The organism is Haladaptatus sp. HS23, from assembly GCF_056892285.1.
This window is the reverse complement of sequence record NZ_JBXGLH010000011.1, coordinates 29,412-46,504: the sequence shown is the minus strand read 5'-3', so window position 1 is coordinate 46,504 and position 17,093 is coordinate 29,412. Positions and strand designations below refer to the sequence as shown.

The following is a 17,093-nucleotide window of genomic DNA, read 5'->3' as shown; positions in this document are numbered from 1 at the left end:
CCCACAAATGGGCGGTTTTTGGATGTCTACGGTTCGCATCCCGACGAGGTGCTGGCCAAATCACGTAGCCGGTACTCCTATCTCGTCCGGGAAACGGACGGGACTCGGGGTTACTTGGGTTGTACTCTCAATGATGTGCGACAGATACCCCGCAGAGAAGCAGGTGCAGAACAAACAGAACGCGAAAATCGTCCGATCTCCTCCGAAGACTAGAGTATTCCGAATGCAGCTAGGAGATGAGTGATTCCAGCGATGAGAGGGACGAGGATGATCGTTCGCATAATGAACAAGGCAACGAGATCACGGAATTGAATCGGAATATCACTGAACATATCCATGATCATTGGCCCAACGCTCGAGAAGAAAATCAGCTGTGAAACGGCGAGCACAGCGACAAAGAACTTTGCTTTCGTAGCAGTTTCGGTCACTAAGAGTACCGGGACGTACATTTCAGTGATGCCGACGATGGTAGCGGGAGCGACAGCCTCTGCATTGGGGATTCCCAACGCTGCGATGATCGGGATGAGTGGTTTGCCGAGGATATCGAACACGGGCGTGTAGGCAGATAACATCGTCGCGGCCAATCCAACCGCAAGAATGGTCCCGAGTATGAGTGTCGTGAGTTTCAAGCCATCAACGAATCCACGTTTCGCAGCTTGTGCGAACGTATCACCGTCTCTCGCTTTTTTAGTAGCTTCACTGACCGCGAGTCGAAGATAGTCGCCGAGTGATCCAGTGAACGGGAGTTCGGGATCGGGTTCTGCGATATACTCTTTCGACGTAGTTGCAATAGGCGGTAGCCGAACCAGAATGATAGCAGCGACGACGACACAGAAAAAGTAGGCACCGAAGATGAGCGGAAACAACGGAAGTATCTTGAGCGTCGCGGCAACGATGCCGACGAATCCGATAGAGACGGTTGAGAAACAGGTGGCAATCGTAAAGACATCGCGCTTGTGATAACCACCGTTTTCGAAGACGTTCCGGGTGACGTAGAGACCGACACTGTAGGAACCGACCCACGAAGCGAGACTGTCGAGTGCTGCTCTACCGGGCACCTTAAACAGTGGCTTCATCACTGGGCGTGAGAGCGAACCAACGAACTCTAGACCACCGAGTTCGACGAAGATGGTGATGAAGATGGCACCAATTGGGATGATAACTCCGACGCTATACACTAATGAACCCCACATCAAACCGCCGGTCCCAGCCGTATGAAGCATCTCAGGACCAAGTTTGAAGAACATTATCGGTGCCAGAATGAGTCCAGCGATCCGAAGTCCCCAAAAGACGTTCGATGTCTCGAAGTACGTGAGGTCATACCCCGAAAACGTACCGTCACCGAGCATCGCGAGCGTCGTTAGGACACCGCCAACGATGATGATCGTCAGCGAATAAACCCCGACCGCGGTCGGAAACGTCTCGGTTATGAAACTGACAGCGATATCGAAAGGGACGGTGATTTCCCCGTGGTACGGAACGGGGAGGAGAAAAAAGACACCACCGATAAGAAATGCGATGACGAACTTCAGGACTGGTTGCATAGCGAAGTCATCGAGATCGATATCGTCGATGCGTCGCTGGGAGCGTTCCGTATTGGTCGTATAAAGCGTGCTTTCTTCTGAAGCCATACGTTACCAATCCACACGATAGCAATTATTAAATTACCCTCCACAAGGAGGTATATTTTTACATGATTGATTGTCTCTCAAAGAGAATCATCTTAACTTGGAGGTCGATAACCAAACTCTCCCAACGAGTTATGAGTAGAAATACAGACGCTGTCTAGGGACAGAATTCAACACATAACTCGCATTTCGTCTACTACTCGATTTAGAAAACGACGTTGATACTGTGAGAGCTATATCCACGCGTGTCACTCAATACATATGTATCTCGGATATTTTTTGTATGAATGATTTGACCATACGACGCTAGAACTCAACCGGTAAAGCGAAGACACGAGCGACACCACCGAACGAACCGTTTGTAGAGGTATGTTCGACAGCTATTATAGAAATCAGTTATTTGTGAAAATACGATTCGGAGATATGTTGTAATCGTTCCCATAGAAAATCTGAAGAATATAGAATCAGATCGATCAGGATAAAACCGTCCACTCTACCAGTAGAAATCTAATGGACAATAGCATACCAAAGATGCGGTTATACCGGGTTCCCTGATCTCTTATCACATCATTAGCCCGGGTGGGGGAACGATGAAGAAGTCTCTAGTCAATCATATTAAGCGGCGGCTGGATCGAGCGGCAGAACAAGACCCAGAAGAACGAGCACGTGCTTTGCTCGATATTAAATCGGAGTTGGAACGTTTCCGAAAGAACCCACATATTGATCGAGAAGCTTTGGCACATTTTGAAGAAGATATCGAACAACGACTGTCGAAGATAGATGATCACGTTACAGCGATAGAACGAAAGACGGAATCACCGTCCTGGGCGTCGAAAATCGTTCATCTGGTGATTTTCATCTGTCCTTGGTGGGAGAGCTCTGCTGAAACCGACGAAGGAAAGACGAGAGGCGAGTCCTCCTTTCTCGGTGACTAACCATGCGTTACCAGTGACTAGGAGGGTGGCCATCACATCGAGATCACGTTCGCCCATCCCGACCTCGCCGGGTGGATGCGAGCACACGAAGCCAACGCGGCGAAGGGAGGGCGCTGATTATAGCGTTGTACTCACGGGGGTTCGTCGAACCCCCCTTTCGAACTACACCACCACACAAGATTCACACCGCACTGCCGGTGAAACATGGTGGTAGTAGGGTGTTGGTTACGGTGGAGTGCGTCTATTTCTGCGAAACAGAGGGGGTCGCTCTCGCGATCCCTCTCTATTATAACGTTGTAATCGGCAAGTAGTGCTTCGTGACTTCGCCACCGGTTCTATAGGACGAGTCTGCAAATGTGAATGCGAATGACAGCATCAAAATCAGGAGATCTAGTCGGCTGATAGTCACAGCATCACCAATTCGGATTCCTGATTGGAAGTAGACGCTTCATTATTTCGAACAGGGAGTTCCTTCAAGGCGGAACCGAGTACCTTCAGTCAGGGAATGCCCTCACCAATGTAGTGAGTACGAGTACTGAAGGTGAACAGCAGTGCTAAAACCACAGTTCAAATACTCTCTCGACAAAGAGTAATAATCCTATACCTATGATATCGGCTGTATAGGTCTGCTAACCATAAATAGCACCGAGATAACAAAGTCGACCAATAGAGTCTAGCCTGGTAGAATGGAGCGCTCCGCATCGTTGGACTCGACCGTTGTTCACAGAGGATAGTGACATGAAGGCATTCATTGAGCAGATGAACGATTCAATGAACCGAACTAAACTATCTCAGGATCAGGTGTTCGAGTTGTTGAAGAGTATGCGACGACGATATGCGGTTCACTATCTACGACGAGAAAATTGCACTGTCGACTTTACCGATGTGACTGACCATGTCGCTGCATGGGAATACAATACGACGCCAGCAGACCTCCTGAGCAAACAGCGAAAACGAGTCTATATTTCGCTGTACCAGACCCATATTCCGGCACTCGCCGATGCTGGAATCATAGATTATGACCCAGAGACCGGGAAAATACGGCCGACGAGCCGCATACGACTGTTTGACAACTATCTGAACGTGTTCACCAGACCAATGCTTCCATGGGATCGCTACTATCGTAGCCTCGCACTGGGGAGTGTACTCCTTTTCACGGGGATCTGGATACATTTCCATCCAGTAGCCGGTTTATCCTGGTTTGTAGCGATCCTCGGAGTCTTAACTGCATTTGGGATGCTGTCGGCTACCCACTATTGGTATACACAGAACACAGTTCCGGACACACCACCAGAACTCCACTCTGTCGATGACTCGAGTGATCGACATGACAGAGGTGAGTAGTATAGTACTAGCCAAGTCCAACCCGACCGGTTCTCTGGAGAATCTTCCGGTCGGGTCGTACATCTTATCCGTACGACGCCAAACTGGACTCAATATACTGCTCAACTCACGTTCAATATCCGACTTACGCCACCCAAGCGGCGATAAGACACTTGCTGCTGCACGAACCAACAACTCCCGATAGAACCCGACATCGTACTCGTCTAATTCCTCACTCGCCAACAGCACTCGCTCTCGCGACTGCGTTGCATCGTCCACCACCACATACGACACACTCTGACCAGGCGCATGTCCTAATCCCAAATCACCCTTTTTCTTGACTCATGTATTAAATCGAGATCCAAAACACAATCCTTCTCACTCTCATCAGATGTTGCCATTATGATTCACACACTGTAACAGTCCAGTGTGTTTTCTCACACCTTGATCACCATGCTGTCTAAAGTATCTTCGATATCGTCAATTCTGTCTTCGAGATTGTCAACGAAATCGGAAGCCTGCTCGGTAGTGATGGCTCCCTGTTTAGTTGGCTCGATTAAATTGGCTTCTTCAAGCATTCGGAATGAGTAGCGTACTTTGTGATGCGGATACCCAGTCTCGTTTGAGACTTTTACGATGCCAATCGACTCGCCTTCAATGATCTCCCGCATGATTTGGAGATGTCGCGTTACCATCTCGACTTCGTTCTCCACTTGATCGATCATGGTGATTGCTAACCTACGGCGTGGGTGAATTTAATTCTTGTTGCCACAGATAGTATTAAACAAACATCACTTCCCATTAGTTACTGTTCAAAAGATAGGCGGAAAATCATTGGCGATCTCGTACGTGTGATAGCCGATCACGCTGGGCTGTATCTTACGACGGATTCGTTGACGATGACGCGATGCGAGGAGATGACGAGTGCCGTCAAACCCATCCTTGCCGAAACCGACTAGATCATGCCATGCCAAGATCGACACCAGAGACGGATAATTGCCCCCTCTGTGGAGAATCATACGACCAACGAATCGTGATTGAGCAGGGAGTTCGATGGGACGATCTCTTTCCGGGGACTCCGTTCGACTTTTTCACGCGGTATCCGCGCCGCTGTACCGCTCGGTATGACGTGGAGGATGATACGCAACTTCCCGAGCAGAAACGAGCGCTCTACTTCCATACAGGACGATCGGATCCACCGTTTACGTAGGCACTGAGAAGCAGACGGAGAGATGAGAAGTCAATCTCCATTCAGATTGTGGAGCAACAATTCCCTTCGAGATGAGCCAGTCATGTACTTCGGGGATAACGACGGGACTACCAACCAGATGAGTTGTGTCTTGCTTGTTGACCACAGTAATCATGAATTGGCATTCAAGCTCCTCACGGTACTCATCCAGCACGCCAATCGGCAATACAATTTCTGTTGCATCGCGAAACCAGCTGGCATCAGTCACACTTCGAGTGACTACCATTCCACAGAAAACGCTGCCGTTTCAGACTGTACCACAAGGAACATTTCCTCTCCAAGCAGACGAATCGCTCCGTCGGAGGACGTATTTAGGAGGTTACTGTGAATCTGACTATCGTACGCAGTTTGAACCAAACGATACCAAAGTTCGACTACGAGACGTCAAAGACGACGAAACCAGCGACCATTACAGGTCGTCAAATCTATCGACCCATAGCGTCGATTTCAACACCATCTTCACTCGACGGCACTGTCTAGATAAGGAAAATCAAGCGACAACGGTACGATTGACGGCGTTTTATACACTACCCGTAAGTGACTGATTCTTGAAAGTGAGATCGGCTGCATCATGAGAAGACTGAATTCGATTGCTTCACCGAAAACCTAGTCATGATGAGACAACGAGATTCGTTAGCCACTCTCGGTAGAGACGTTGAAACGCCACTCTACAACAAAATCGCTTAACTAGACAGTGCCGTTACAAAGAGTATCTATGGAGAATGAAAGTAGCCAACAAACGAGATCAACAGGAGGTGAAGAAACATCTGCCGCGACTGTTGAATCCCCTGCGTCTGTGCCCTCACAGAGGATATCGCCGAAACTGTCGTCTCTGGGATCACGCTGTCCGAGACCGAAGAATTCGATAAATTCCAATCGGTTATGGAGAACCTAGCCGATGGGTGACGATCCAAAGGTAGTCACAGATGCACTCGATACGGCACATCGGTCCTTTGAGCGAGGTAGAACGCCGGAAGAAGGGCTTGCCGAGCTATCTGAAGATGAAGCACAGCTCAAGAAGGCTACTCATCAACTGACGACAGGAAGTCGCTGATGCGAGAATCTTGCTCGAGAACGGATTTGACTATGTCGGGTTCTTCGAGGAGACGGTGCTTTGCGTGAACCCCTTGACCACGCCCACGTCCTCGACGTTCTGATTGAATCACATTCAGAAAATCATGCTCTTTCAAAATCTCTTGCGTACGGCGTTCAGAGAGCATATCGAGACCGGTACCACGCGCAATCTGTTGATATCGGCGGTAAATTTCCTTCGTAGAGAATTCGTCTGCTTGTTCGGATTCGGTAAGGGTAGTAAGTGCCAACAGAATCGTCTTTGCTTGCGTTGGAGCGCCAGCGATTAACTCGGCAAATCGGTCGGCTTCGGTCTTTTTCTTCGCTTGGCGAACGTGCTCGTCAGTTACGGGCAGGGTATCCGCTTGAGTAGCTATCCGGCCAGCATTTCGAAGAATATCGATTGCTTTTCGGGCATCCCCGTGTTCCTGAGCTGCGAGTGCTGCGGTCAGGGGAATGACGTCGCCTTCGAGGACATCCTCACGGAAAGCATCACGACGATTCTCGAGGATATCGACGAGCTGGGTTGCATCGTACGCGGGAAAAACCAGTTCGTCGCGTGCAAAACTGGATTTGACGCGCTCACCGAGCTCATCTGCAAAGTTGATCTTGTTAGAGATGCCGACAATACCGATATTGGAATCAGATATTTGTTGATTTTCACCTGCTCGCGATAGCTTTCGAAGAACCTCATCATCCTCGAGGAGGTCGATTTCATCAAGAATGAGAATCGCAACGTCACAACATCTGTCGAGAACGTCCCATAGACGACGGTAGTAATCACCAGTTGCGAGTCCTCGCTCAGGAATCGTGATATTGCTTTGTGTTGGCTCGTTAAGTTCGCGCCCAATGGTCTTGACGACACCAGCTTCGGTGTTTTGCTCACCACAATCCACGTAGGCAGCTTTCACCGTGATATCGTCTCGCTGAGCTTCGTTGATAACGCGTTCGGTCACACTTCGCGAGATCAAACTTTTTCCCGTGCCGGTTTCACCGAAGATGAGGAGATGAGTCGGTTCGCGGCCAAAAATTGCAGGGTTGAGCGCCTCTGCAACCTGCTTCATATGCTTATCTCGGCCGACGATTCGGTCCGATCCGGGTATGTGCTTGATTTTCAAAAGTTCTTCCCGAGCGAAAATGGGATCATCGTATCGGAAGAGCGGGTCGCGATCATCTGACTCATCGGATACCATACGATTGACTACTACATATTCTTCATCCGTAATAAAGGGCGGGGGAGTCGCGGATGTAAGTCAACAAAAATCGCAACTCCTAGCCACCAAAGCAGGTATTTGAGAATCTGTGGGGTAGCAGGTAGTGTCGCGAATGTAGTACCGAGAAATGGTCGCTGATTTTGGCGTCGGACACCTATATCGCGGATGTAAACTTGCGAGAAATCAGCGATAGAAGACTCAAACCGATTGGTACTGAATTATCCAGGTGGTCAAAGCAAGTTGGATCACACACACCTCCGTCGCGGATGTAACCGATTCAATGAAAGGCGAGAGACTGCCGATACTTGCTGAGATCGAGAGTATAAAAGAGTGAAGGGTAGTCGAAAAGTCGACTACCCTTTTTAAAGCCGAAATTAACTTAGTGGACTTTACGCTGCTACCATACAAATAACTTTGGGATATGGAATGGGAAACTTATGACTATTTGTCAAACAGATCGAGACCATTTGGAGTTACATCCGCGACGGAGGTGTGTCTCCTCCTATCGGTTGAGTGACCTTCACACTCGGCTTTCTCTTACATCCGCGACCAAGGTGTGTCTGTCCGTAGTTGACCCGTCCAACTCGTCGTCTCAAAACGCTCTCGAGTGACTCCATGCAGTCGTAGTATGCTACAGTGCTGATCGAATTCGTGGGCCACTCGATAGCACCAGAACTTCCTTGGTTATCTGGGTTCATTCACGACACAAAGAATTTGTCTGACATACTTTTATCCCATCTTAGAAGGGATAACTAGAGTAGAGATGTATGACGACTAAGATCGCTGTGAGTAATCAAAAAGGCGGCGCTGGAAAAACGACGACGTCGATTAACGTCGCAGGAGCGCTTAATCAGCTAGGATACGACGTTCTTCTGATTGATTTGGATCCCCAGGGACATGCAACCGAAGGTGTCGGCTTAGAAGACGAATACGATGCAGACGTCATAAGCTTCTATGATGTCTTACCTGATTTAGACGTCATAGACGAAACAGCGCAACTTGTTTACGCGCATTCCGAGGTGGATGTCATTCCAAGTCATCAGGATATGATCAACATCGAAGATGCGTTGGCTGGCGTGCCAAACCGTGAAAATCGCCTCAATATGGCACTCGATAATCTCGACGAGTACGATTATATCGTCGTCGACTGTCCACCAAACTTGGGCGTCCTGACCGACAATGCGCTTCTCGCATGCGAAAACGTGCTCATCCCAGCGCAGACGAAGACGACGAGCATCCGTGCGCTTGAATTGTTGTTCAAACAAATCAATGCCCTCGAAGCCGCTTTTGGAACGGAGATTCAAGAAGTGGGGCTCGTCGCCAACGAAGTTGGGACGGACAACGAAGCGACCGAGATGATGGAGTGGTTCGAAGAAGTGTTCGAGGAAAGGGCACCAGTGTGGGAGATACGAAAGCGAGTTGCATTACAGCGAGCGTGGAACGCAGGAGTCTCGATTTTTGAACACGAAGAAGACTGCGACATGGAAGAGGTATATCTGCAAATTGCCGAATCGTTGGAGGGTATCGATGGCGAGAGATAAGACACAGAACCGCGACCCCTTTGGTAGTCGGTACGCTCAGAAAGAAGAGCCACCCGAGACAGAAAATCGAGACGATCTTTCGAAGACAGAAGAATCGGATAGTCTGTCTAAGACGGGAAAGACAGATAATCTGTCTAAGACTGCTAAGGCCGACAAACCAGAAAAGAACAAAAAGACAAAACAGAACGAGAAGACGTCTGTGAAGGATCGGCCGTCAGTGCTGATGTATCTCCCCGAAGAACAACACACCGAACTGGATATCCGATTCGACGAGATCAACGCGAAATACAAGCGCGAATACGGTGAATCACTCCAGAAAAATCGCGACTACTACCCTATTCTTATCGAACTCGCGATGAAAAGGACTCAGGAGATAGACGACGATGAATTGCTTACTCGTTTGAATCACCGCTGATCATCTTAGAGAGAATCTCTGTATATGAGGTCATAGAATATCTTCTGAATCGCTTATTATCATTCAACTCACCGTACTGAACAGGGTTTCAGACAGCTTCTAAGATGGTTATGATAGCTGAGACAGCTTCTCCTAGTATTGGTTTAGCTTCGAAATCCGGGAACAATGTCATCTGATATAGCGCAAGTCTAATTCTTCTTAGATGGCTTGGAAAGATATGATTGGAATGCTCTCTTAACTCACTAGAAGCTATTGTTCTCATTTTTCTTCGTTAACTTGGTGCCTCACAACTCGGGTGAGGAAGAGAATCTCAGATGGACAAGCAGCTGTCATTGACATCATACCTCTCTAACCCATCTAAGATACCGGCCCTCCTACTGTGGTAACGGACTAGCGAACTTTTTCGTGGTGTTGTTAGCATATTACACACGCTCAAAATGTACTTTGAGTGGATCAACGAACACGGCTACGAGGCCGACATCGCGGGGCTTCGGCGCGACGTTGGTTTCGATTTCACTGACTTCGAGACATATCTCGCTGAAAACGGGTGGACGAGAGAGACTGCCCGATAGAACGACTATACACTGGTGATCACCGCATATGGACAGTACCGAGCAGTAACAGCTCCACTTTTTTGCTGTCCGAATCAGGCCACTGCCGATTGTTCGTAGAGCTGCCAACCATTGAACACGAATAGGCGATCGCGTTGGATCTCGTGAGAATTTTATTGTTACTAACTGTCATCTGTGACGGTCGGAAATAAGGGGATAGACGTACAAAGATAGTATAATGTCGCTATATGAACAACGGCAGTATAATGGCTACTTCCCAAGTAGACAATATAGATGTTTTACTCTCGCTTTATTGACTGTCGTTGGATTTTGGAGCTACTGGGCGTTCTCACGTGGTATTGTCTTTGCAACAATGTATATCGTTCTGTTCGGTTTCCTGGGAATCATGTTCGTACTACTGTGGGAGTGGTGACTATCACGTCGGTCAAGTTACAATCTGATTCGTGACTTTGATCGAGTTAGATGTCAAGTTGTCCTCTCGAGAAGCTCCCGAGATGTGACCAGAGAGTCAATACATCTCCCAAATCACCCCAGTTGAGAGTTATGCAGATGCTTCCGATGGGAGTGATCTGGTGGCATCCACTCGTGGTACAATTCATGTGTCACACGAACGCGGCTGAATTAACAAATTATGACCGGAATGACGAGTCACACCCGTTGTGACCGAACACGAAAGCGAAACCACGAGGCAACTGTAACATACAGACACACTACTACTGAATGAATTAAACTTCTTTCTTAGTTGTGACTAGGATACGAGTCGTCGGAGACGTGAGGAACCGCCCCAAGCCGCAACCAGAGATGGTCTATACGTCACGTCCAGTCACAACGGTGTGACGCCACCCGTGACTGCGCCATCCTCGAGGAGATCGAACTCGTGATATCGCATCTCGTTCAGCTTTTCTGCTGTGCCCATGTCCATCGCCACGATCTCGGCTTTCTTCTGTTGCTGACTCACGCGGCGCTCCTTGACCGTCACGTCCGACCCATCGAGTTCGGCGAGCGCGTCCACAGAAGGGAAGGATATCCTTTGTCGACGGGCGTAGTCAGCCGAAGTCGACCAATATCAGTACAATTTCTACGGAGAGAGACTTGACAAGCTTTGCAGATCAATTTCATTAAGCACAGTCAGTGATCTGGAACAGTTCCAGAACTTGGTCGCAGTCCTCGTGAGTGACGCGACTCAAACGCCTACCTGTATCTCATTACCATCGACGCGGACTTCGTACTCTGGTTCGGGTTTGTCTGCGGGTGGTCCGAGCACCTCCCCAGAAGAGATGTCAAACTGTGCGCCATGCCATGGACAAGTAACGGTCGTGCCATCAAGTTCTCCTTCTCCGAGTGGCCCACCTTGGTGTGTGCAATTGTTACCAATGGCATAGAAGTCGCCATCAACTCTGAAGAGGGCAATTGTATGGCCGTTTGCTTCAACGACAGTCCCTTCGCCGTCGTCAAGTTCGTCGGTCGTGGCTACCGGCACAAACTCTGTCATGTATCAGTATTTCACGGAAGAAGGGAAAATAGTTTGCCCGTGGACCGTACTGTACTCGGATTCGGTATGATTACTCTTCTTGTCATAATGAGCCAAAGAGTGTTACGAGGTGACTCTGTCCGAGGGTTTACCTATCGCGTCCTCGAACTTGGTCGTACGAATGGGTCCAAATGGTAAATCGCCACTCACACCACTCGCGCAAGAAGCCCTCGAGGCACTCGCGAGCACGATCCCACCTGGTAGTGAACTTACTTACGAGCAAGCCTATGCCGTTCTAGCCGAGAAAGAAGATCTCGAGCGGCCTGCTGCCGAAGATATCATCGAACGACTTTACAACAAGGGCCATGTTTACGAAGTCGAGGGGAAACTCCGACTCACGGATTACGGATCTGAATAGCGAAGGGGACCTCGTCAGTGAGGCCACTCTGGATTCTCTGGTTCTGGAATCTCGTCAACAAGATCTTTTTCGAACGCTGATGCCTGCCATGCAATCACTCCACTTTTTTCTCATAACCGGTAGAGTGAATACAAGTCTCTGCCAGCCTCGTTAGAAATGTGACGCAATAGCTGTGCTTTGTTTTCGAAGTGCTGAAGCTGACCTTTCGTTCTCGTGGGTATACAAGTGTCACAACCAGTCCGGTGCCGGACGATAATCGAATATGCGATGATTGTGAAACTCTTCGAACTCCTCGACCGGAACGATCGTCATTTCACGTGGACTAAGCGCGATTCCATTGAATACGCTGTCAGAGCAATTGCCGAACAAACACGAGAGTAGAATCAGACCGCAGAGATGCGAACTTAGTCAGCCGAGTTCGTCGGGGGAGTGGGAGCAACCGATGTCGATTCAGGAGAAATATCGACGGGGCCATTAACGAATAGTGCATGCCCGATGAGGAGAACAGAGACGGTTGCACCGACAGGAACTGCAGTTGCCAGTGAAAGCCCAGCAGCACTGACTGCGCCGGTTACACCGATCAATGCGAGCGGGATCAAGCCGAGAATGAGATCATAATATCCTGTCATAATCTATTCTATAAAATGGGGTGTAGGTACATAAGAGTTCTGCATAGCTACTACTGAGGTTTTGGATTGTCACTATATATTATATCCAAACGCAACTCATAACTTATGAATGCAGATAGTCATGCTACGCTTCAAAATTGAGTAGCTGTCGGAACGTACTACCTGATGCTATTGGTGGGTATGTGGGTTACTACAATCAGCATTTGTGTTACCGGAACGCGTTTTAATCTACCATCCAATGTTCTAACTGCGCTCTCACAACTGGCCAAGGCAACTTCCCGACGCCATCATGCGACGCTGACGGCCTGGCTAATTGTGAGAGCCCTGCCAGCGGCTTTCCTTGCCTTTCTCCCATGAGCGTTGGTGGGAACTGAGCTTTCGGAAAATACAATCGGAACCGATTCGGCCGGGCTATTGACAATCGATACTACCGATCTTTTTGAGATTCGTCCCGCAGAGGGAGTTCCGGATAGAAATGTACCGATTCGCTCCAAACTGACGGTCGCAGAACATCGACTCTTGCTTCAAAGTGGGTAGCCAGCACGCCCAGCACTCACACCGATTTCCATCGACATTTCCTCTATTGGAATATTCGGAAGTGGACCTGGCTTACCCAAGGGGATTTCGGTGGTCGTAGTTACCTGTAATGAGCCAAACCAGCGACAGTGAGGCCGGATGGGATGCATATCGCCTCGACATCAGTATTGAGTAGTTTCCCTTGACAGAATATTTTTGCATATTCAGCGCCACGTAGTGGTATGAGTTCGTCCGCACCATCGCCTGCGACCGTTCTCGATGTTTTCAACGCTCTTAGTCCACCTGGAACCCCGTTAACTACCACAGAGGTCGCAGAGAATTTCGACTGTACTGACCGAACTATCTACAACAAATTGGATACACTCGTCGACGACGGCGTTCTCGAAACAAAAAGGTCGGCGCTCGTGGGCGGGTGTGGTGGCGCCCACTTACTGAACGAAACCTAAAAACTGCCCCCGATCAAAATTCACGCCGGAGTACTGAAACCTCAGCAGATACGGATACTTGCGCCATTGATTTACAGTCTGATGGTGAGATGGCCGAGCGAATTCGTGAAAAAGATTGGTCCACGACACCACTCGGCCCGATGGACGATTGGCCTCAAGAGTTGCAAATAGCAGTTTCCATCATGCTACGTGCGAAAGAGGCGATTGGAATCTACTGGGGGAGCGACCTCACACTCCTGTACAACGATGCCTGGCAAGAACTGATTGGCGACAAGCATCCGGACGCATTGGGACGGCCGGCACAAGAAGTATTCCCAGAGATCTGGGAGGCGATCGAGCCGATTTTCGCGGATGTGATGGACGGTGGAGGTGCCACGAAAAATCAGGAACAGATACTGGCACTCGATCGAGGTGGCCAAATCGAGAACGCTTGGTTCGATTATACTATGAACCCGATTCCAATGGCGGATGGCTCGGTGGGTGGGATATTTAATATTGCAGTCGAAGTCACCTATCGCAAGGAGACAGAGAAGGCACTGCGGGAGGCCAAAGAACAATTGGAGGTCGCGACCACCGCGGGATCTATCGGGATTTGGACGTGGGACTTGGATACTGATCTGGTTACTGCCGACACAATCGTTGCGGAAACATTTGGCATTGACCCCGAGACGGCCGTTGCGGGCACACCCCTTGATGACTACATCGCGTCGATTCACCAAGATGATAAGGACCAGATGCAACAGGCACTTGAGGCGGCTGTCAACGAGACCGACGAGTTCGAGACCGAATACCGAGTACAGGACGTGAATGGCAACGAACGATGGGTCTTGGCAAGTGGCGGAGTTGAGTACGACGCGAATGGCAATCAAATTCGGATGAACGGTGCCCTCCTCGACATTACCGAGCGCAAGCACCGAGAAGAGGAACGGCGAAAGCAGGCGGAACTAGATGCATTCCGCGTCACACTCGTTGATGCACTTCGCCCGATAGCTGATCCCGTCGAGATGCAGCACGAGGCCGCACGCATCATCGGGGAGCACCTGGACGTTGATCGCGCCTTATACGGCGAAGTGCTGGCGGACGGAAACACGAATCTGATCCACGCAGACTATTACCGCGGTGACGTTCCGTCGTTGGTCGGTGAACACTACCTCGATGAGTATGGCCGGTACATCACTGATGGGTTCCAGGCCGGTGAAACTCTGGTGATAAACGATTTTTCGACTGTTTCGGAGCTGAGCGACGAAGAAGAGCCCAGATACCTGCAAATGGACATCTGTGCGTGGATGGGTGTCCCCCTCGTTAAGGACGGTCGCCTCACCGCATACTTCATTGTTAACCAGTCGACTCCCCGAGAGTGGACGGACACCGAAATCGCGATGATTGAGGAAACAGCCGAGCGCACCTGGGAGGCAGTCCAGCGCACCCAAGCAGAACAAGCACTCCAAGAGAGCGAAAAGCGGTTGCAACAGACCAACACCTCCCTTGAACGGCTCAATGCCGCGAGCCAGGAACTCATTAACGCTGATACAGAGGCGATCAACGACCGCGTCACCGAACTCATACTGGATATCCTCAACGTCGAATGCGCCGCACTCTGGCACTACGACGAGACAACTGGTGAACTTCAAGAGAATGCCTGTCACACGAACTCGGAGATAGACCCCGCTGCAATTCGACTGCCCGACGAGTTCTCTGAGCACGTCTGGCAAACGTTCATCGACGACGATCTTGACATCGATAACGATCTCAATACGCCTGCAAATGCGTCGTCGGGGTCGCTACTACGAAGCCGGATACTCGCGCCACTGGGACGATACGGGGTCATCTGTGCTGGCTCGACACGGACCGGGACGTTCGACGAGCAAACGGTCGAACTCGTGGAAACGGTCGCCACGACTGTCAAAACGGCATGGGATCGCGCCGAAGGCGAACTGGAGCTAAAAAGACAAAATCAAGAATTAGCACGTCTCGATCAGCTCAACACCCTCATTCGGCAAATAGATCAAGCACTTGTGCGGGCCGGTACGGTCGCCGAGATCGATCAGTCAGTCTGTGAGCAAATAGCAGACTCTGATCTCTTCGAGTTCGCATGGATTGGCGAATTCGATGCGATCAGAGAAACGGTTGAACCACGTGAGTGGGTCGGTATCGATAGTGCCATTGTGGAGGATCGCACGATTACCATCGACCACAATACGACAAACCAAAATCCCATCGCTGCCACAGTCGCCACTCGGGATACGCAGGTCGTTGCGGATATCGCCATCGATAGACGAATTGGTTCGTGTCGAGAGGCCATTCTTGGGGAAGGTGCCCGCTCCTGCATCAGCATTCCACTGCTCTATGAAGAAACGCTGTATGGCGTCCTGACAGTTTATGCTGCGCAGCCACAGCCGAATGAACGCAATCAACATGTATTGGATGAACTTGGCCGAACGATTGCCCACGCGATTCATGCCGCCCAGAAACAAGAGACTGCACAGACGGACAGTGTCGTCGAGCTCACGCTCCAGTTTCAGGCGCCAGGGACGGTCCTCGCACGACTCGCTCGGGATGCTGATGTCCAACTTCAATTCAAGGGCATTGTTCCCACTGGGGACGGCTCTTCACACGTATTTTTCACTGGAGATCGGACGTCGGTCGATGAGATTCAGAATTCAGGTACCCATCTCGCTGGGATTTCAGCGCTAACGTGTGTCGCCGAGCACGATGAGACAAGTATGTATAAAGCAACCGTGTCTACTTCGACGCTTGTATCACAACTTGCTACACAGAAGGGGGCAGTACGCACGCTCATCTTTGATAGCAATACTACGGTTGCGGTCGTGGATCTCCCGTCCACCACCGACGTACGAAGCTACATTGATGATCTCCAACAAAAATATTCGTCGGTACAACTCACATCTCGTCGCTCGTGTGACCGGTCACCTGAATCGGTCCAAGATGTGCAGATGGCGATCAAAGAACCACTTACGGATCGCCAAGCGGGTGTACTCAAGCTTGCGTACTTGAGTGGATTTTTCGAATCGCCTCGGGAAAGTACAGGCCAAGAGATCGCGGACATGTTGGATGTCTCCCCCCCGACGTTCACACAGCATCTCCGGACAGCCCAGCAGAAGGTCTTCGCGCTTGCATTCGATGACGAGTGACGCACGTTCTCTATTTCAGTATTTAGGTGCTCTATTGGCATCTATCTCATTATCACGGTAGAAAGTCCTTGTAACATCACTCTCTAAATAGTGCTAATGACTGGGAACGTTTCCGGTGAGAATCGGTCAGTCGATTTTGAACAGACGCTCCGAGAAGACCGGGTTGGATATGATCCAGAGACGGAGACCTATTACGCTCAATACGACACAAGGAATGTCGAGAATCTAACGACCACGATCATTCGATCAGTGTCGGCAGTCACAGGAGATCCACCTCGGGAGTTCGATCCATTATACGATGTGATTGATCCAGATGCACTCGAAGATCTGTTTGGCAAACCCAGACGCAACGCACCCAACCACGACGGAGTGTATGTCACCTTCAAATACGCATCGTGCGAAATAGCAATTAACTGGGACGGTGAAATTCAAGTCACCCCACCACAGGACGTCTCATCGGCATCAAACGAAGGATAAAATCTTGCCCGGGCC

At 49.9% G+C, this 17,093-nt stretch carries 16 protein-coding genes; 8 read left to right on the top strand and 8 right to left on the bottom strand.

What is annotated here, in order from left to right; genetic code table 11:
- Nucleotides 1–209: 209 nt before the first annotated feature.
- The gene (locus tag AC1XDK_RS23465; protein ID WP_483352549.1) at nt 210–1,544 is read right to left on the bottom strand and encodes a YjiH family protein; all 1,335 of its coding nucleotides are present in this window, start codon (nt 1,542–1,544) and stop codon (nt 210–212) included.
- Between AC1XDK_RS23465 and AC1XDK_RS23460 the strand changes: the two genes are divergently transcribed.
- The 3 genes from AC1XDK_RS23460 (at nt 1,470) to AC1XDK_RS23450 (ending at nt 3,907) form a co-directional block, all read left to right on the top strand.
- The gene (locus tag AC1XDK_RS23460; RefSeq protein WP_483352556.1) at nt 1,470–1,625 is read left to right on the top strand and encodes a hypothetical protein; all 156 of its coding nucleotides are present in this window, start codon (nt 1,470–1,472) and stop codon (nt 1,623–1,625) included. The two genes, AC1XDK_RS23465 and AC1XDK_RS23460, sit on opposite strands and share 75 nt — an antisense overlap.
- 593 nt (nt 1,626–2,218) lie before the next feature.
- The gene (locus tag AC1XDK_RS23455; protein ID WP_483352448.1) at nt 2,219–2,563 is read left to right on the top strand and encodes a hypothetical protein; all 345 of its coding nucleotides are present in this window, start codon (nt 2,219–2,221) and stop codon (nt 2,561–2,563) included.
- Between the two features lie 738 nt (nt 2,564–3,301).
- Nucleotides 3,302–3,907 (top strand): DUF7344 domain-containing protein, encoded by a 606-nt coding sequence (locus AC1XDK_RS23450; protein ID WP_483352447.1) that lies wholly within the window; start codon nt 3,302–3,304, stop codon nt 3,905–3,907.
- Between the two features lie 416 nt (nt 3,908–4,323).
- Here AC1XDK_RS23450 and AC1XDK_RS23445 read toward each other — a convergent pair whose 3' ends face one another.
- From AC1XDK_RS23445 to AC1XDK_RS23430, 4 genes are all read right to left on the bottom strand, one after another.
- Nucleotides 4,324–4,611 (bottom strand): hypothetical protein, encoded by a 288-nt coding sequence (locus AC1XDK_RS23445; RefSeq protein ID WP_483352446.1) that lies wholly within the window; start codon nt 4,609–4,611, stop codon nt 4,324–4,326.
- A gap of 290 nt (nt 4,612–4,901) precedes the next feature.
- A complete protein-coding gene (locus AC1XDK_RS23440) occupies nt 4,902–5,066 on the bottom strand; it encodes a hypothetical protein (protein ID WP_483352445.1) in 165 nt (54 codons plus the stop codon).
- Between the two features lie 22 nt (nt 5,067–5,088).
- Entirely contained in the window at nt 5,089–5,343 is a 255-nt protein-coding gene (locus AC1XDK_RS23435; RefSeq protein ID WP_483352444.1) for a VNG_1110C family protein, read from the bottom strand.
- An 814-nt stretch (nt 5,344–6,157) separates the two neighbouring features.
- Entirely contained in the window at nt 6,158–7,399 is a 1,242-nt protein-coding gene (locus tag AC1XDK_RS23430; RefSeq protein WP_483352443.1) for a Cdc6/Cdc18 family protein, read from the bottom strand.
- Between the two features lie 788 nt (nt 7,400–8,187).
- Here AC1XDK_RS23430 and AC1XDK_RS23425 point away from each other — a divergent pair.
- The 3 genes from AC1XDK_RS23425 to AC1XDK_RS23415 all read left to right on the top strand — a co-directional run bounded on the left by AC1XDK_RS23425 (nt 8,188) and on the right by AC1XDK_RS23415 (nt 9,948).
- Nucleotides 8,188–8,961, top strand: a complete 774-nt coding sequence (locus tag AC1XDK_RS23425) for a ParA family protein (protein ID WP_483352442.1) — start codon at nt 8,188–8,190, stop codon at nt 8,959–8,961.
- Nucleotides 8,948–9,376: a DUF8160 family protein gene (locus AC1XDK_RS23420; protein ID WP_483352441.1), complete on the top strand. Its 429-nt coding sequence runs from the start codon at nt 8,948–8,950 to the stop codon at nt 9,374–9,376. The genes AC1XDK_RS23425 and AC1XDK_RS23420 overlap by 14 nt, the downstream gene beginning before the upstream one ends.
- Before the next feature lie 437 nt (nt 9,377–9,813).
- Nucleotides 9,814–9,948 carry a hypothetical protein gene (locus AC1XDK_RS23415; RefSeq protein ID WP_483352440.1) on the top strand — a complete coding sequence of 45 codons (135 nt, stop codon included), beginning with the start codon at nt 9,814–9,816 and terminating at the stop codon, nt 9,946–9,948.
- Nucleotides 9,949–10,771: 823 nt separating this feature from the next.
- On the opposite strand, the gene AC1XDK_RS23410 is transcribed toward AC1XDK_RS23415, so the two are convergent.
- The 3 genes from AC1XDK_RS23410 to AC1XDK_RS23400 form a co-directional block, all read right to left on the bottom strand.
- On the bottom strand, nt 10,772–10,960 hold the full coding sequence (locus AC1XDK_RS23410; RefSeq protein ID WP_483352439.1) for a hypothetical protein: 189 nt from the start codon (nt 10,958–10,960) through the stop codon (nt 10,772–10,774).
- Nucleotides 10,961–11,131: 171 nt separating this feature from the next.
- Nucleotides 11,132–11,440 (bottom strand): Rieske (2Fe-2S) protein, encoded by a 309-nt coding sequence (locus AC1XDK_RS23405; RefSeq protein WP_483352438.1) that lies wholly within the window; start codon nt 11,438–11,440, stop codon nt 11,132–11,134.
- A gap of 801 nt (nt 11,441–12,241) precedes the next feature.
- Nucleotides 12,242–12,466, bottom strand: a complete 225-nt coding sequence (locus tag AC1XDK_RS23400; protein ID WP_483352437.1) for a DUF8015 family protein — start codon at nt 12,464–12,466, stop codon at nt 12,242–12,244.
- 1,072 nt (nt 12,467–13,538) lie between these two features.
- Between AC1XDK_RS23400 and AC1XDK_RS23395 the strand changes: the two genes are divergently transcribed.
- Both AC1XDK_RS23395 and AC1XDK_RS23390 read left to right on the top strand, forming a co-directional pair.
- Nucleotides 13,539–16,601: a bacterio-opsin activator domain-containing protein gene (locus AC1XDK_RS23395; protein ID WP_483352436.1), complete on the top strand. Its 3,063-nt coding sequence runs from the start codon at nt 13,539–13,541 to the stop codon at nt 16,599–16,601.
- A gap of 96 nt (nt 16,602–16,697) precedes the next feature.
- Complete coding sequence (locus tag AC1XDK_RS23390) at nt 16,698–17,078, top strand: HalOD1 output domain-containing protein (RefSeq protein ID WP_483352435.1); 381 nt, start codon at nt 16,698–16,700, stop codon at nt 17,076–17,078.
- Nucleotides 17,079–17,093: the final 15 nt, after the last annotated feature.

Bases quoted from the DNA above. Each gene is read 5' to 3' on its own strand.
- AC1XDK_RS23465 (WP_483352549.1), bottom strand. From the start codon at position 1,544: ATGCAACCAGTCCTGAAGTTCGTCATCGCATTTCTTATCGGTGGTGTC.
- AC1XDK_RS23455 (WP_483352448.1), top strand. From the start codon at position 2,219: ATGAAGAAGTCTCTAGTCAATCATATTAAGCGGCGGCTGGATCGAGCG.
- AC1XDK_RS23450 (WP_483352447.1), top strand. From the start codon at position 3,302: ATGAAGGCATTCATTGAGCAGATGAACGATTCAATGAACCGAACTAAA.
- AC1XDK_RS23445 (WP_483352446.1), bottom strand. From the start codon at position 4,611: ATGATCGATCAAGTGGAGAACGAAGTCGAGATGGTAACGCGACATCTC.
- AC1XDK_RS23440 (WP_483352445.1), bottom strand. From the start codon at position 5,066: ATGGAAGTAGAGCGCTCGTTTCTGCTCGGGAAGTTGCGTATCATCCTC.
- AC1XDK_RS23430 (WP_483352443.1), bottom strand. From the start codon at position 7,399: ATGGTATCCGATGAGTCAGATGATCGCGACCCGCTCTTCCGATACGAT.
- AC1XDK_RS23425 (WP_483352442.1), top strand. From the start codon at position 8,188: ATGACGACTAAGATCGCTGTGAGTAATCAAAAAGGCGGCGCTGGAAAA.
- AC1XDK_RS23420 (WP_483352441.1), top strand. From the start codon at position 8,948: ATGGCGAGAGATAAGACACAGAACCGCGACCCCTTTGGTAGTCGGTAC.
- AC1XDK_RS23415 (WP_483352440.1), top strand. From the start codon at position 9,814: ATGTACTTTGAGTGGATCAACGAACACGGCTACGAGGCCGACATCGCG.
- AC1XDK_RS23405 (WP_483352438.1), bottom strand. From the start codon at position 11,440: ATGACAGAGTTTGTGCCGGTAGCCACGACCGACGAACTTGACGACGGC.
- AC1XDK_RS23400 (WP_483352437.1), bottom strand. From the start codon at position 12,466: ATGACAGGATATTATGATCTCATTCTCGGCTTGATCCCGCTCGCATTG.
- AC1XDK_RS23395 (WP_483352436.1), top strand. From the start codon at position 13,539: ATGGCCGAGCGAATTCGTGAAAAAGATTGGTCCACGACACCACTCGGC.
- AC1XDK_RS23390 (WP_483352435.1), top strand. From the start codon at position 16,698: ATGACTGGGAACGTTTCCGGTGAGAATCGGTCAGTCGATTTTGAACAG.